This is a genomic window from Cupriavidus taiwanensis (assembly GCF_900250075.1).
GTDB lineage: Bacteria > Pseudomonadota > Gammaproteobacteria > Burkholderiales > Burkholderiaceae > Cupriavidus > Cupriavidus taiwanensis_C.
On record NZ_LT977070.1, the window covers coordinates 38,276 to 52,546 of the forward strand.

Annotated in this window: 16 protein-coding genes and 1 tRNA gene; 6 read left to right on the forward strand and 11 right to left on the reverse strand. The window is 67.1% G+C overall.

Annotation, left to right across the window (positions count from 1 at the left end; translation table 11 throughout):
• Window positions 1–2: 2 nt before the first annotated feature.
• Window positions 3–887 carry a DODA-type extradiol aromatic ring-opening family dioxygenase gene (locus CBM2588_RS00190; protein ID WP_115678858.1) on the reverse strand — a complete coding sequence of 295 codons (885 nt, stop codon included), beginning with the start codon at window positions 885–887 and terminating at the stop codon, window positions 3–5.
• A 235-nt stretch (window positions 888–1,122) separates the two neighbouring features.
• Here CBM2588_RS00190 and CBM2588_RS00195 point away from each other — a divergent pair, with 235 nt between their 5' ends.
• Both CBM2588_RS00195 and CBM2588_RS00200 read left to right on the forward strand, forming a co-directional pair.
• Complete coding sequence (locus CBM2588_RS00195) at window positions 1,123–1,461, forward strand: hypothetical protein (RefSeq protein WP_115678859.1); 339 nt, start codon at window positions 1,123–1,125, stop codon at window positions 1,459–1,461.
• 77 nt (window positions 1,462–1,538) lie between these two features.
• A complete protein-coding gene (locus tag CBM2588_RS00200; RefSeq protein ID WP_115681341.1) occupies window positions 1,539–2,849 on the forward strand; it encodes an MFS transporter in 1,311 nt (436 codons plus the stop codon).
• Window positions 2,850–2,929: 80 nt separating this feature from the next.
• Here the strand turns inward: CBM2588_RS00200 and CBM2588_RS00205 are convergent, their stop codons facing one another.
• Window positions 2,930–3,286 (reverse strand): DUF2314 domain-containing protein, encoded by a 357-nt coding sequence (locus CBM2588_RS00205; RefSeq protein WP_115678860.1) that lies wholly within the window; start codon window positions 3,284–3,286, stop codon window positions 2,930–2,932.
• Between the two features lie 105 nt (window positions 3,287–3,391).
• Here CBM2588_RS00205 and CBM2588_RS00210 point away from each other — a divergent pair, with 105 nt between their 5' ends.
• On the forward strand, window positions 3,392–4,018 hold the full coding sequence (locus CBM2588_RS00210; protein WP_115678861.1) for a DNA-3-methyladenine glycosylase I: 627 nt from the start codon (window positions 3,392–3,394) through the stop codon (window positions 4,016–4,018).
• A 347-nt stretch (window positions 4,019–4,365) separates the two neighbouring features.
• Here the strand turns inward: CBM2588_RS00210 and CBM2588_RS00215 are convergent, their stop codons facing one another.
• Window positions 4,366–5,310 (reverse strand): cation diffusion facilitator family transporter, encoded by a 945-nt coding sequence (locus CBM2588_RS00215; protein ID WP_231942079.1) that lies wholly within the window; start codon window positions 5,308–5,310, stop codon window positions 4,366–4,368.
• A 216-nt stretch (window positions 5,311–5,526) separates the two neighbouring features.
• Between CBM2588_RS00215 and CBM2588_RS00220 the strand changes: the two genes are divergently transcribed.
• Window positions 5,527–5,778 (forward strand): hypothetical protein, encoded by a 252-nt coding sequence (locus tag CBM2588_RS00220; RefSeq protein ID WP_018006124.1) that lies wholly within the window; start codon window positions 5,527–5,529, stop codon window positions 5,776–5,778.
• A 15-nt stretch (window positions 5,779–5,793) separates the two neighbouring features.
• Here CBM2588_RS00220 and CBM2588_RS00225 read toward each other — a convergent pair whose 3' ends face one another.
• From CBM2588_RS00225 to CBM2588_RS00240, 4 genes are all read right to left on the reverse strand, one after another.
• Window positions 5,794–6,507, reverse strand: a complete 714-nt coding sequence (locus CBM2588_RS00225) for an aspartate/glutamate racemase family protein (RefSeq protein ID WP_115678863.1) — start codon at window positions 6,505–6,507, stop codon at window positions 5,794–5,796.
• A gap of 14 nt (window positions 6,508–6,521) precedes the next feature.
• Entirely contained in the window at window positions 6,522–6,677 is a 156-nt protein-coding gene (locus CBM2588_RS00230; protein WP_172583540.1) for a hypothetical protein, read from the reverse strand.
• Complete coding sequence (locus CBM2588_RS00235) at window positions 6,665–6,811, reverse strand: hypothetical protein (RefSeq protein WP_172583541.1); 147 nt, start codon at window positions 6,809–6,811, stop codon at window positions 6,665–6,667. The genes CBM2588_RS00230 and CBM2588_RS00235 overlap by 13 nt, the downstream gene beginning before the upstream one ends.
• A 68-nt stretch (window positions 6,812–6,879) precedes the next feature.
• Entirely contained in the window at window positions 6,880–7,188 is a 309-nt protein-coding gene (locus CBM2588_RS00240; RefSeq protein WP_231942080.1) for a MurR/RpiR family transcriptional regulator, read from the reverse strand.
• A 919-nt stretch (window positions 7,189–8,107) separates the two neighbouring features.
• Between CBM2588_RS00240 and CBM2588_RS00245 the strand changes: the two genes are divergently transcribed.
• Both CBM2588_RS00245 and CBM2588_RS00250 read left to right on the forward strand, forming a co-directional pair.
• Window positions 8,108–9,826 (forward strand): hypothetical protein, encoded by a 1,719-nt coding sequence (locus CBM2588_RS00245; RefSeq protein ID WP_115681342.1) that lies wholly within the window; start codon window positions 8,108–8,110, stop codon window positions 9,824–9,826.
• 204 nt (window positions 9,827–10,030) lie between these two features.
• Window positions 10,031–11,062, forward strand: a complete 1,032-nt coding sequence (locus CBM2588_RS00250; RefSeq protein WP_115678864.1) for a hypothetical protein — start codon at window positions 10,031–10,033, stop codon at window positions 11,060–11,062.
• A 90-nt stretch (window positions 11,063–11,152) separates the two neighbouring features.
• On the opposite strand, the gene CBM2588_RS00255 is transcribed toward CBM2588_RS00250, so the two are convergent.
• From CBM2588_RS00255 to soxX, 4 genes are all read right to left on the reverse strand, one after another.
• Window positions 11,153–11,228 (reverse strand) — tRNA-Ala (locus tag CBM2588_RS00255).
• 73 nt (window positions 11,229–11,301) lie between these two features.
• Window positions 11,302–13,023: a thiosulfohydrolase SoxB gene (gene soxB / locus CBM2588_RS00260; RefSeq protein ID WP_115678865.1), complete on the reverse strand. Its 1,722-nt coding sequence runs from the start codon at window positions 13,021–13,023 to the stop codon at window positions 11,302–11,304.
• A 57-nt stretch (window positions 13,024–13,080) separates the two neighbouring features.
• Window positions 13,081–13,575 (reverse strand): TlpA family protein disulfide reductase, encoded by a 495-nt coding sequence (locus CBM2588_RS00265; protein WP_115678866.1) that lies wholly within the window; start codon window positions 13,573–13,575, stop codon window positions 13,081–13,083.
• A 4-nt stretch (window positions 13,576–13,579) separates the two neighbouring features.
• Window positions 13,580–14,254 carry a sulfur oxidation c-type cytochrome SoxX gene (soxX, locus tag CBM2588_RS00270; RefSeq protein WP_115678867.1) on the reverse strand — a complete coding sequence of 225 codons (675 nt, stop codon included), beginning with the start codon at window positions 14,252–14,254 and terminating at the stop codon, window positions 13,580–13,582.
• Window positions 14,255–14,271: the final 17 nt, after the last annotated feature.

Genomic DNA, 14,271 nt, shown 5'->3' on the forward strand with positions numbered 1-14,271 from the left:
CTTCAGGCCGCGGCCCGCAGCGGTGCCCCGGCGCCCATGCCCTCGAACACGAAGCTGTCCATGGCCAGCACGCCATAGGTGACCTCGTCGGCGACCCGGGACACCGTGGCCGGCTCCGGCAGCGCCGCGCGCGCGCCCTCCGGGCCGAGGGCAGCGCCCAGCGCCACATAGAAAGGCAGCAGGTGCTCGTCGGTCGGGTGTGCCCGGCGCGCATAGGGCGCCTGGGCACGGTAGTCGGCAATCAGGCGGGTGTCGCCGGTGGCCAGGGCCTGGTCCAGTGCCTCGGCCATCCACTGGCGGAACGCTTCGACATAGGGCTCGGCTGCCGGACCGTGCTGTTCGCGCCGGCCGCCGCCAAATACTTCCTGCAGGTTGTGCGTGAAGCTGCCGGAGGCCAGCACCAGCACGCCTTCGTCGCGCAGCGGCGCCAGCGCGCGCCCGATCGCGATCTGCGCCTGGGGAGCCAGATATGGATTCAGCGCGAGCTGCACCACCGGCATGTCGGCATCGGGAAAGAAGTGGCGCATCGGCATCCAGGCGCCATGGTCCAGCGGGCGCTCGTCGTCGTGGCCGACAAAGCCCGCGCCGGGAATCGCCGCCGACTCGACCAGCACCTTGACCCGCGCCGCCAGTTCCGGCGAACCCGGGGCGTCGTAGCGCAGCGCGTACAGCTCGCGCGGGAAGCCGCCGAAATCGTGCCAGGCCTCCTGGCGCTCGCGGCTGGTGACCGCCAGCGTGCTGTAGATCCAGTGCGCCGAAATCACCAGCACCGCACGCGGGCGCTGCGCGCGCAGCCGGGCGCCGAGCGCCTCGAACGCGGCGCCGGTGGGGCCGGGATCGATGGCCAGCATCGGCGAGCCGTGGGAGATATAGAGCGAGGGAAGCATGGCAATACCGCCTTCAAACGGTTTGTGTACTGGCTTCCAGTTTGGCAAAGAACGGCGGCGCTCGCGGGCGCCGTTTGCGGACACCTCATGCAAAAAAATTGAATCGCGGCGGCCTTCGTGGCGCTGCCCACACAACTCGCGCCGAGCCCGCACCGCGGCGGATGCAAGGGGCTTATGCTGCAGCCGGAAGCCCCCTGCTGGCACTCCGCAGGGAATTCCGCAACAGGAGACTAGGGTGGCATCGCGCAATCCGCGCCGCGCCGGACGGCACAACCTCATCCCGGGCCAGTGGTGGCAACCGGGCGTCTACGGCAGCATGCCCGCCGTGGCGCTGTGGATCCTGGCGCGACTGCCGGCCGGACTGCTTCTGTCCGTGACCGGCATGCCGGCCGCGCCGGCCTGGCTGAACCGGGCCGGAGACACGGTGTTCGTGGCGGGCTGGGTGGCCAGCGCGTTGCTGCTGTGGCTCACACGACGCCGCCTTGCCCCCGCCCCCTCGGCTTGCGCCGAGACTGTCCCCGCGAGCCCGCCAAAGCCGGAGCAGCGGGCGACTGAACCTGCACTGCCCGGCTGAAGTCGCGCGCGACGGCGCGCAGGCCTGCGATTAAGGAATCGCTTAATATGGCGGTTTCCTCGCATGACCAACGCTTCATGACCGCGACTACCGCCCCCGTTCCAGAACTGACCAACGCCACCCGCCGCAAGGCGATCATCGCCGCCACCATCGGCAATGGCCTGGAGTGGTTCGACTTCACCGTCTACAGCTTCTTTGCCGTGATCATTGCCAAGCTGTTCTTTCCCACCGGCAATGACCTGACCTCGTTCCTGCTCACCGTCGCCACCTTTGGCGTGGGCTTTTTCATGCGCCCGGTCGGCGCCATCGTGCTGGGCGTCTATGCCGACCGCGTCGGCCGCAAGGCGGCGCTGACGCTGACCATCCTGCTGATGGCGCTGGGCACGGTCATCATCGGCCTGGCCCCGACCTACGACCAGATCGGCCTGTGGGCCCCGGCGCTGATCGTGGTCGCGCGGCTGATCCAGGGCTTTTCCGCCGGCGGCGAAGTGGGCGGTGCCACCGCCTTCCTGATCGAGCACGCGCCCGACGCCGAGCGCGGCGCCTACGCCAGCTGGCAGCAGGCCAGCCAGGGCATCTCGTTCATGCTGGGCGCGGCCATGGGCGCACTGGTCACCAACGGCCTGTCGCCGGAACAGATCGACGCCTGGGGCTGGCGCATCCCGTTCCTGTTCGGCCTGCTGATCGGGCCGGTGGGCATGTATATCCGCTCGCACCTGCACGAGCCGCCCGAGTTCGAGGCGCGCCAGGCCGCCCGCAAGGCCGCGCAGGTAAAGTTCTCGCCGCTTTCGCAGGTGCTGCGCGACCACCCGCGCGAGGTGCTGGCCGGCCTCGGCGTGACCATCCTGTGGACGGTCTGCACCTACGTGCTGGTGTTCTACATGCCGTCGTACGCCAAGCAGCAGCTGGGCTTGCCGCTGGGCGCGACGTTCCAGTCGACCGCGCTGTGCGGCGCCATCATCCTGGTGCTGTGCCCGCTGATGGGCATGCTGTCCGACCGCGTCGGCCGCAAGCGCATGCTGGGCGTGGTGGCGCTGCTGATCGGCGTGCTCGCCTATCCGCTGTTCCACTGGCTCAACGTGGCGCCGACCACGCAGACGCTGCTGCAGGTGCAGATCGTGCTGGGCATCCTGCTGGCGGCGTTTACCGGCCCGGCGCCTGCGGTGCTGGCCGAGCAGTTCCCGACCGAAGTACGCTCGACCGGCCTGTCGCTGGCCTATAACTTCGCCGTGACCATCTTCGGCGGCTTCGCCCCGCTGATCGTGACGTGGCTGATCGAGTCGACCCAGAACAAGCTGGCGCCGGCCTACTACGTGGTCGCCGCCGCCGTGGTCAGCTTTGTCGCGCTGGTGTTCATGCACGACCGGACCGGCAAGCGGCTGGCCTGAGCGCGCCGCGCGTCTTCATCGAAAAAGCCAGCCGCGAGGCTGGCTTTTTTGTGGCCGGCTGGCGGTCGCTCAAGTTCGGCTCAGGCGTCCTCGTCGCCTTCACGATAGATATGGATCACGTGCCGGGCCTCGAAACACAGCGGCATGCCGGGATTCATCTCGTCGGTGCAGTACGGCTGGTTGTCGAGCTCGCCGGTATAGAGCGCGCCTTCGCGCCCGGTGACATTGACCCACATCCGCTCGACGTGGACTTCCTCGTTGCCATCCTCGTCGGCGACGAGGATGCGGAAGATCAGCTTGACCTGCTGGCCCGCGGCAAGCGCGTCGCGTTCAGCGCGCGGCGGCAGCCAGAAGGTATCTGGGTGGGCGGCCGCGATGGGCTCGGCGTCGTCGAGCTCCCATCCGTCCTCGTCCAGGGTGGTCAATCGCATGTCCATTTTCAGCCTTCCGCAATCTCTCAGGTGCGGGCATGATCGCAGCAAATGCGCCGGCCGGCGAGAGGCTGGCCGGCGCTTCAATTATTCAATACTGGAAAGGTACGCATGACGAGCAACAAGGAAGCGCCGGGCGCGCCGGTGCGCTGCGGCTGGTGCGGCACGCTGGAGGACTACTGCCACTACCACGACACCGAGTGGGGCTTTCCGGTAGCCGACGACCGCCGGCTGTTCGAGAAACTGTGCCTGGAAGGGTTCCAGTCCGGCCTCAGCTGGCTGACCATCCTGCGCAAGCGCGAAGCCTTCCGCAAGGCGTTCGCCAATTTCGACATCGAGAAAGTTGCGCGCTTTACCGAGCGCGATATCGCTCGCCTGCTGGGCGATGCCGGCATCGTGCGCCACCGCGGCAAGATCGAAGCCGCGATCAACAATGCCCAGCGGGCCCGCGAACTGCTGGAATCGGAGTCCTCGCTGGCGGCCTACTTCTGGCGCTTCGAGCCCGATCCGGCCAGCCGGCCGAAGGTGCTGACGCCAGAGGTACTGCGCACCATGGCCATTTCGCCCGAGTCCACCGCGCTATCCAAGGACCTGAAGAAGCGCGGCTGGCGCTTTGTCGGGCCCACCACGATGTATGCGCTGATGCAGGCCATGGGCCTCGTCAACGACCACCAGGAGGGCTGCGCCACGCGCGCGCAGGTTCTGGTTGCGCGCAAGGCGTTCAAGGTGCCGCGCTAGCCGGTATACGGGCCGCCCCGTATACGTACCGCCCAGGCAATACCGTCTAGCGCAAAGGTCCTGGCTGTCGTCTTTATATTGTTTACGTATGTAAACATAGTAGTAGTAGGTAAACCGGGCTCCGGGCCGTGGATAAGTCACCTTTTCCCTTCCGGGTCAGTGACTTGCAGCGAAGATAACGACTCCGGGATAACCCTGGTTTGCCGGGACAAGACGGCGGTAACGTATACATCTGCCACGCGCCCCCGCGAGTTGTTCGTATACGTCCCACAGCGCGTCCCCAGGCGCGACACAGCTTGTCCGGCCGGTTATCCCCAGGCTTGGGCCAAGCTGTCCACAGCCTGGGCTCAGCCATCGGCCGTGGTTGCGACCACGTATACCGGGTCGACGTGCGTCATCACGTTCAGCACGTGGTGGTGTTCCAGCGTGCGGCGCCGCGCTTCCACCGCGATGGCATGACCCTGCGCCACGGTCAGGGTGGCGTCGATCTCGAGGTGCACGTCGACCAGGACCTGGTCGCCCATCTTGCGCGTGCGCAGTTCGTGCAGGCCGAGCACGCCGGGCGTGGCCAGCATGGTGGCGCGAATCGCGGCGACGGTTTCCTCGTCGGCGGCGCGGTCCATCAGGTCGTTGAGCGCGTTCCAGCCGAAGCGCAGTCCCATGCGCGCCACCATCAGCCCGACCACGATCGCCGCGATCGGGTCGAGGATGTGGTAGCCCAGCAGGTTGCCGCCAATGCCGAGCGCCACCACCAGCGACGACGCCGCATCCGAGCGCGCATGCCAGGCGTTGGCCACCAGCATGCTCGAGCGCACCCGCCGCGCCACGGCCAGCATGTAGCGGAACAGCAGTTCCTTGGACGCCAGCGTGGCCAGCGCAACCCACAGCGCCACGGGCTGCACCGGCTGCGCGCCGCCCGCGGACTGCAGCTTGCCCAGCGCCGCCCACAGCATGCCGGCCCCCACCGTCAGCAGCAGCACGCCCAGAGCCAGCGAGGCGGCGGTCTCGAAGCGCAGGTGGCCGTACTGGTGGTCGGCATCCGGGTCCTTGCGGCTCTGCCAGCCGGCGGCCAGCACGACGAAGTCCGAAAGCAGGTCGGACAGCGAATGAGCGGCGTCGGCGATCAGCGCCTGCGAGCCAGAGATCACCCCAGCGACCGCCTGCACCGCGGTCAGGCCGATATTGACCGCCACGCTGACCAGCGTGCTGTTACGGCCGGCGCGATGGCGCGCCTCGGCTTGCGCGGCCGGCGTGGCGTCGTCGTCGGGCAGGCTGCCCGGTTTTGCGTGCATGCGGGGCGAGTGCGAATCCATCGGGTGACTATAGCCGAACCTGCGGGCAGCGCGGCGCGGCAGCGACGCTCGGTCGGGCCGCGCCATCGTGCCGATTTCGTAACAGCGCTGGCTAACTTATTGCGCCGCCTTTACCGTAGAAAGGACGGGCACCGCACGGAGCGTGCGGACCCGCGCCAACGGGCGCACCCGGTCTTTGCAAGGAGGGCTCTCACGATGGCGATCCGTTCGCTAGCCTCGCACAGCACATCCCAGCTACGCCGCCTGGTCGGACAGATGCAGGCGGAAGTCGACGCACTCGAAAACCTTTCTACGCCCGATGCCGATGCGCAAAGCCGCCTGGGCTATGCCACCGGCCGCCTGCGCGACGGCATCGAAGCGGTCGAGGATGCCCTGCAGTCACTGCGCGCGCTGCAACAGGTACGCCCGTCGGCGATGAAGGCCCGGCGGCCGACGCGCGTGGCCTAGCCCGCCTTTGGTGGCTTAAGCGCCGGCCGCGGCCGCAGCCGGCGCATCCGCCGGCCCCTGGCGCGGCGCCAGCCCCAGGGCGCGGGCCAGCGCTTCGCATGCGGCCGGGATCGGCCCGATCACGGGTATCGCGAAGCGCTGTTCCAGCGCCCGCGCGGCCTTGCCCAGCGGCCCGCCGCCGATGATCACGGCCTGCGCGCCATCGTCGATGCACGCCTGCACCGCGCCGGCGAGCCGTTCCTCCTGTTGCTGCGGCGCGCTGCCCAGTGCGCGCGGGTCGCCATCGGTGAAGCGCGCGCCGGTAAACCAGGCCTCCAACCTGTGCCGGCGCACGCCGGATTCGATCGATGCCGCCAGCCGCGGCGTGGTGGTGGCGATGCCGAAGCGCCGCTCGCCCGCCGCGGCGGCGCGCATCGCGGCCTCGCCGATGCCGACCACCGGCGCCGCCACCTGCGCGCGCAGCGCGTCGAGGCCCGGATCCCCGAAGGCGCCGACGATCACGCCTCCGGCAAGGCCAGCCAGGCGCACCATGTCCGCGTCATTGACCGCGCCGGCGGCCACCGCCAGATCGTTATCGTCGACGATCATTGGTGCGCCGCGCGCCACCGTCGCGCCGACCACGGCCGGCGGCGCGGCCAGGCGCTGCGCCAGCCAGGCGCGCGCGATGCCGACCATCATCTGCGTGGTGGCGCTGGAAGTGTTCGGGTTGATCAGCAGGATATGGCTCATTCGCGTCTCGGGACTCAGGAGTGCTGGCTGGCGGCGGACTGGCCGGCCGGATGCCGCGGTGCGTCGCCGGGCTCATCGTCGGCGCCATCCAGCGCCCGGCCGAAAGTTTCGGGGGCAAACTGCAGCACCAGCGCGAACACCGCGTACCTGCCGGCCATCATGCCGAACATGGCGTCGATTCCGTACTGGTCAAAATCAGCGCCAGGATTTTCTTTTGCGACGGGGTGACGCCGATATCGTCCAGCGCCCGCTCCAGTTGCTGCAGCCGCGGCTGCGCTGAAGAAACCATGACTTCCGCACCCATGCCTTGCCTCCATGCGCCCCCAGGCGCTTTCTTTTTCGGGCCGGGGCAGCTGCTCCGGACGGTTTGATTTATTTGTTTCGCATGATATCCGCGCCGGCTGCGCTTTCGGTGGCGGCCAGCAACAGCGGCGAGCCCGCGCTCTTCTCCGAGCGCACATGCTTGCGCGCGTCGTCATACGAGGCATAGCCCATGCGGCGCACGAAGCGCGTCACGGTGGCATTCGACACATTGGCCAGCCCGGCCAGTTCCGAGGCGGTATAGCCCGCGAGATCGCCGGGGAAATCCAGCGCGAACTCCGCCAGCCGGCGCTCCGATGGCGACAACTGGTCCAGCTGTTCGCTAATGCGTCCGACGAACGATTTCCTGGTGGCTTGCATGGGACGAGGTCGGCTTTGGTGCGCGCGGTCGGCCACTCACGCCGGTGTGCGCGGAGGGCTCCAAGCGGCTCAACGATAACGTATGGCGCCGCGCGAAGCGAGCCGCAGGCGCCGGCCTCCCGGACCCACCGCGCGTGGCGCTTAACGCCACGTGCCGCTGGCATTCATGTGGAATTCAGGTGGCATTAACCCTCGCCCTACTGGCGCCGCGCTGGCATTAAATACCCGCCCGGAGCTGTTTCAAATCCCTCCGATTACCCGTTTTGTCAGCCGTGAAAATCGCGCGCGATGATATTGCCGCGTACGGAAGCCTGTCCACAAATCGAACAAATCCTTACATGTGATCCAGACGCGAGTAATCGTTACGCCGCATGTGCGCACCGCAATAGTGCACAGGTGCGCCGCCCGAAAATCACACGTAACCCATTGTTACCAGCCTGTACGGTCTCGGACACGTACCCCTAGTATCGCCGCTGCCGGGTTTTCCAAGGGGTTAACCCGATCCGCTTTTTATGCCACTGCAATTGGTCGCGCACACTGCAAACCGGCACAAGAACGGGCGTGGTGATGTTTATTCACTTTCATCTTTTATCCATTCACTTAAAAATCAATGACTGGGAAAAATCTACCTCGCGATAACCCATCCGACCTGCGCAGAGCGCGCAATTCTTACATTCTGCCGAGCCTGAACTTCCTGGCTGCCGCCTGTGCCGCTGTGGTGCTTACGGCATGCGGCGGTGGTGGCGATGGCAGCGATGCCACCACCTCCGGTAGCACCTCGTCGACCGAAGCTTCGCGTGGCCCGACCACTCCGGCAGCGGAATCCACTCAAGTCGCCGACGAGATTTTCGACGGCTCGGGCAATTTGAATGCCGACGAATATGTCGCTATTGCCTCGGATTATTCGGGCGAAAAAGCCATGGCTTATCGCTACGGCCCGAGTAATTCCGCCCCCGCAGCGGTTGGTACGGTGTGGAAACCCGAGGACAAGACCTTTTACCCGCACGGCAATACCTGTTTCCAGCAGGATTACCCCGGCGCCACGATGGATACCAGCACCAACGTGATCTATCAGCTGGGTAATATCGACTGCGCCCGCAATGATTACGGCAGCAACATGGGCGACGTGATTTTCCGCGCGGACTCCTCGTCGGACTCCGGCGTCACGCCGCTGCTGACGCTCGCGCTGAGCGCCGGCACCATTGCCGAAAAGCCGCAGACCCCGTGGTTCTGGGGCCATGCCACCACCAATCCGCTGCTGAAGGAACACGTTACGGCCAACGGTGGCGCGATGCCAACGCAGCCGATCGCCATGGGCCGCTGCAGCGAGCACGATTGCGCACAATCGCTGGTGGCTTTTCAGAACGGCCTGATTGCCTCGGTCGGCATGAATACGGCTTCGCACTCGGCGTCGGTGAAGCTGCCGGAGGGCAAGGTGCCCACGGCCATCGCCATTACGTCGAATTCCGAATTTGCCCTGGTGACCATCTGGGACACCAAGAACCTGAAGGGCCAGGTGGCGGTGATTGCGCTGGGCAGCCTCGCCGACGGCAGCCAGGTGGGCGGTCCGTATGACTCCAGCGATATGTCGTGGCATGGCCTCTATCCGGGCTTCCGCAACATGTCGAACTTCGTCTTCATGAAGCTGCTGGGCTTCGTTGACCTGCCGGATATGAAGGCCCCGACGGAGATTTCCGCCGTGACCGACTTCAGCGTCATGCAGGACAACACCACCCAGGGCTGGATGCGTGACCCGGTGGGTGACCGCGGCGCGAGCCTGGGTCGCGACGAAGCGACGCCTGGCCTGAGCGAAGCCAACCAGAAGAGCTACGCCGTGGGTGGCGTCAACGCCGACCTGATCTCCCGCGCCGGCGTGGCCGCAGTGATCTCGAAGTCGGAAAAGAAGGTGGTGTTCCTGGACCTGAAGCCGCTGTTCGACAAGGTCAACAACACCTACTTCGAAGGCAGCTTCAGCGATCTGCAGAACACCCTGAACAATACCGGCCTGGAAGACTCGCAATGGCCGCAGACGTTCTCGGTGGACAACTACGCTCCGACCATCGTCAAGACCATGAGCCTGGCCGAAAAGCCGACCGCGGTGAGGGTATCGTTGCTGGCCAACCCCGGCCAGGCCTGGGTGGCGACGGAAGACGGCGTGATCCACGCGATCTCGGTGGCTGGCGTGCAGTCCGGTACCAACCTCGATCCGGAACTGATCAAGGAAGTGACCAGCCTGCAAGTGGGCAAGAACCCGACCAGCATGATCCACCAGGTGAATCGCGAGAGCTTCGGCAACTCGAACACCAAGTTGTGGGTGGTGTCCCGTGGCGAGCAGAAGGTCCAGCTGGTCGACATGGCAACGCTGACGGTCGAAAAGACGCTGCAGGATTCGCGTATGGTCGATCCGATCACGGTGTCTGAAACCCAGCAAAGCCCGCTGCTGACCAGCGTGTTCTCGGTGACCGACTATGCCGGCAAGCAGGTGCTGAACTATCGCTATGCGCCGATCAACCTCCAGGGCGGCAACACCCCGCTGTATATCGGCGTGGGCCAGTCGGGCAATGAAGAGTTCGAGTTCGGCGGTTCCTATGCGGTGGCCGGCAAGCCGTTCAACTTCACCCAGAGCAATGTACCCTGAGCGCCATGTCAGCCTGAAGCGCGCCGGCTGATCCCGGCAAGCTTCACCCCCTGATAGCGCTTGTTCGAGGCCCGCACGGTTCGCCGTGCGGGCCTTTTCCATTGGGGCCGACGCCGGCCACGCCGTGACGCGGCGTGCGCTGGAGCACAGATTGCCTGCCCGGGGACATGACAACCTCGCCATATGCGCAAGGAGCCCGTCCCAATGCCGAATCCATCCGTCCACGACCTGAACGCCCGCGGCATCGGCGCCCCCATCAGCCTGGTCGCGCCCGGCGAAGGTGGCGTCAGGGACTATGCCGCGACGCTCAACGGGCTGCTGCAGGGAAAGCTGCTCGAGGCGACGCCCGACCTGCCGGCAGCCGCGCTGGCCGGCGCCGACGTGATCCTCCATTACGTTGGCTACGGCTACGCCACGCGCGGCACGCCGTTGTGGCTGCTGCGGCGCCTGCGCGAGGCGCGCCCGCACATCCGCCGCCTCGGCGTCTTCTTCCACGAACTGTATGCCGACGGCGCGCCATGGCGCTCGGCATTCTGGCTCTCACCGGTGCAGCGCTACATTGCCGCCGAACTGGCAGCGCTGGCCGACTTCTGGGTGACCAACCGCGAGGGGTCGGCGCGCTGGCTCAACGCCCACGCGCCGGCGCGGCCGCACCGGGTGCTGCCGGTGTTTTCCAATCTGGGGGAAAGCGGCGTGCCGCAGCGGGACCGGCAAGCCGCCGTGGTGGTGCTCGGGGGCACCGCGCTGCGCGCCCAGACGTACCAGGAGGCGGGCGAGGCCCTGTTCGACTGGGTCGGCAGCGCCGGCTTCACGCTACACGACATCGGCCCGCCCCTCGCCGACACCGGCCTCGCCGCCCGCATCGCCCGGCGCGGCGCGGTGGTGCACGGCCGCCTCGACGCCGCCGAGGCGGCGCGGCTGCTGTCGGTATCGACCTATGGGGTGCTGGCCTACCCCGTCGACTATGCCGCCAAGAGCGGGGTCTTTGCCGCCTACTGCGCCCACGCGGTCTGCCCGGTGCTGCTGTCCCGCAGCAGCGGCGTGCACGATGGCATCACGCCCGGGCACTACCTGCCGTCGATCCAGGCCATGACACCGGACCCGGATGCCGCCTGGCGCATCGGCCGGGCCGCCCACGCCTGGTATGCGCCGCATGCGCTGCGGCATCACGAGGCGGGGTTCAGGGAGTTGCTGGGGTTGGAAACGCTGCCGGCGCAGGTCGCTGCGGCGTTGTGAGGAGGGACGGCGGGAACGCCGCCAACAAAAAACCCCGGCAGCCTGGCGGCTCCGGGGTATTCGTTCGAATTACGGACTTGCGAAGAATTCTGGTGGACCGAAGGAGGATCGAACTCCCGACCTCTGCATTGCGAACGCAGCGCTCTCCCAGCTGAGCTATCGGCCCGTCGCGGAGGATTGTAGCGTACTTGGGCGGCGCGCTTCAATCCTCCGCGCGGCCGTGCGTGCTGTTTGCCACATCACGCCGCGATGCCGGCATTGCCGTCCATGCCGCGCACGCGCGGCAGGTTCAGCGGGCGCGCGCTGACTTCGCGGGTGTTGCGCAGCCACTGCGCCATCACGTCCCAGACCGGCGCCCCGCCGGCCTCCCGCGCTTGCTCCGCGACCGGCGCCCAGCCCGCTACCTTGTAGGTCTTGCCCGCTTCCAGCGGCTTGCCCGCCAGGCGCATGTCGGTGATGCGCTTGCCCATGCCGGCGGCGGGATCGATGGTGTACTGCAGCCCGCCGACGCGCACCATGTCGCCGCCCTGCTGGTAGTACGGATCGGGATTGAACAGGTTGTCGGCGACGTCTTCGAGGATGGTCTTGATGGTCTCGCCGCTCATCGCCGTCACAGTGGTGTACGGGTAGGTGATGGCGGTCTGGTCCATCAGGTGTTCCATGGTGATGGCCTGGCCCGGCAGCAGCGTGGTGCCCCAGCGGAAGCCCGGCGAGAACGCGATCTGCGCGCCCTGCACCTGCATCAGGCCATCCAGGATCAGCTGGTCGAAGGTGCCGTTGAAATTGCCGCGGCGATACAGCAGGCCGCGGTTGACGGCGAGGACTTCGGACAGCTTCTTTTCATACGGCGCCCGTACCTTGTGGATGAGCGCATTCATGGCCGGGTCGGCCGGCAGGTAGTTGGCGAAGACCGGCAGCAGCCGGTAGCGGAAGTCCGCGACCTTGCCGTTCTTGACGTCGAAATCGAGCACGCCGAGGAACTTGCCGTTGGAGCCGGCATTGGTCACCAGCGTGGTGCCGCCGGCGTTCTTCACCGCCACCGGCGCGGGCACGCCGTCATGGGTGTGGCCGCCGAGGATGGCGTCGAGCCCGCGCACGCGCGAGGCCAGCTTCAGGTCGACATCCATGCCGTTGTGCGACAGCAGCACCACCGCCTGCGCGCCCTTGCCGCGCGCCGCGTCGATGACCTGCTGCAGGTTTTCTTCCTGGATGCCGAAGGTCCAGTCCGGCACGAAGTAGCGCGGGTTGGCGATCGGCGTGTACGGGAAGGCCTGGCCGATGATGGCCACCGGCACGCCGTTGATCTCGCGGATCACGTACGGATCGAACACCGGGTCGCCGAAGTCGTTGGTCTTGATGTTCTGCGCCAGGAACGCGACCTTGCCCTTGAAGTCCTTGTCGACGATTTCCTTGACGCGCTCGGCGCCGAGCGTCATTTCCCAGTGCGGCGTCATCACGTCGACACCGAGCGCCAGCGCCGCATCAACCATGTCCTGCCCCTTGGTCCACAGCGCCGTGGCCGAGCCCTGCCAGGTATCGCCGCCGTCGAGCAGCAGCGCGCCCGGCCGGCCCGCCTTGAGCCGCTTGACCAGCGTGGCGAGGTGCGCAAACCCGCCGACCTTGCCGTAGCGTCGCGCGGCCTCGTTGAAATCGAGATAGGTGAACGCATGCGCCTGCGGCGTGCCGGGGCGGATGCCGTAATGGCGCAGCAAGGCCTCGCCGACCAGGTGCGGCGGCTTGCCGGCGTAGTCGCCGATACCGAGGTTGACGCTGGGTTCGCGGAAGTACACCGGCCGCAGCTGCGCATGGCAGTCGGTGAAATGCAGCAGGTGGACATTGCCGAAGCGAGGCAGGTCGTACATCGACTCGACGGCCTGCGCGGCGTGCGCGTCCTGGTGGGAAAAACTCATGCCGCCGGCGCCGGCGATGGCCAGCACCTGCAGGAACTCGCGTCGGTTCATGTCTCGTCCTGTGGATAAGTGCGTGCCGGTGGGCGCATGGCGTCCGGCATCGCATCGCTATGGCTTCGCGTAACGCTCCAGCGCGGCCACGTCGTCTTCGAGCATCTCGCCCACTTCCTTCTGCACCACGCGCCCGCGCGCGTCGATCACGTATAGCTCGGGCAGGCCCTTGCGCTTGCCGAACACGGCCTGCAGCGCGGCGGAATCCATCGTCGCGGGAAAGGTGTAGCCGCGCTTCTTCATGTAATCGGCGGCCTCGCGCGGGTCCTTGTCGATGCTGATGACCAGCACCTGCAGCGGCGTGCCGCGCGTGCGCTCGTACAGCTTCTGCAGGCGCGGGTTCTGCATCGCGCAGAACGGGCACCAGGTAGCCCAGTATTCGACCACCAGCGGCTTGCCCGCCAGCGCGGCCGCGCTCAGCGTGCGGCCGTCGAGGGTGCGGACCTCGGGCAGGCGCACCGTGTCGCCCACTTCCAGCGCGGCGGCGCCGGCCGCGGCCATGAACAGGCCCGCGGCCAGCAGCGCGCGCAGCAGCATGGCGGGCGCGCGCACGGCGTTACTGGTTGACCGGCGAGGCCGGGTCGAGCAGCAGCGCCATCACGTCGCGGATCTGGGCCTCGGTCAGGATGCCCTTGTGGCCGAAGCGCGGCATGTTGGAGCAGGCGGCGTAGGCGCTGGAGTCCCAGATCTTGCCCCAGGTGTACTTGATGACCTCCTGCGAGTTGCCGCGCAGCTTGCCGTACTGGTACAGCGACGGGCCGATATTGCCGAACGAGATCTCTGCCTTGGTCATCTGGTGGCAGGCGTAGCAGTTGCCGCCGTTGGTGCCGCCGACCTGGTCGGTGAACTGCATGCCGCGGCCGTTCTGCGCGACCTTCTCGCCTTCCTTCCAGTCGCCCAGCCATTTGTCGTCGGTTGGGTACTTGACCTGCTTCAGCTCCGCGGCCTCGATCTTCTTCGCCAGCCTGGCCGGCACCCGGGTGCGGTCGGGATACTGGCTGCAGGCCTGCTGCATGCCGTCCTGGTTCAGCACGCCCTCGACCGTGACCGGGCCGCGCGAAGAGAACGAGTCTTCGATCAGCTGCTTCATGTCGGCGCCGCTGACGGCGGCGGGCTTGCCCTTGGCGGGGCGGGCCTTGGCGCTGTCTTGCGCGCGTTCCTGTGCGGAGGCGCCGGTTGCCAGCAGGGCGGCCACGGCCGCGACGGCCACTGCCTTGGTATGTCGTTGCATGGTGTCTCTCCCGTACT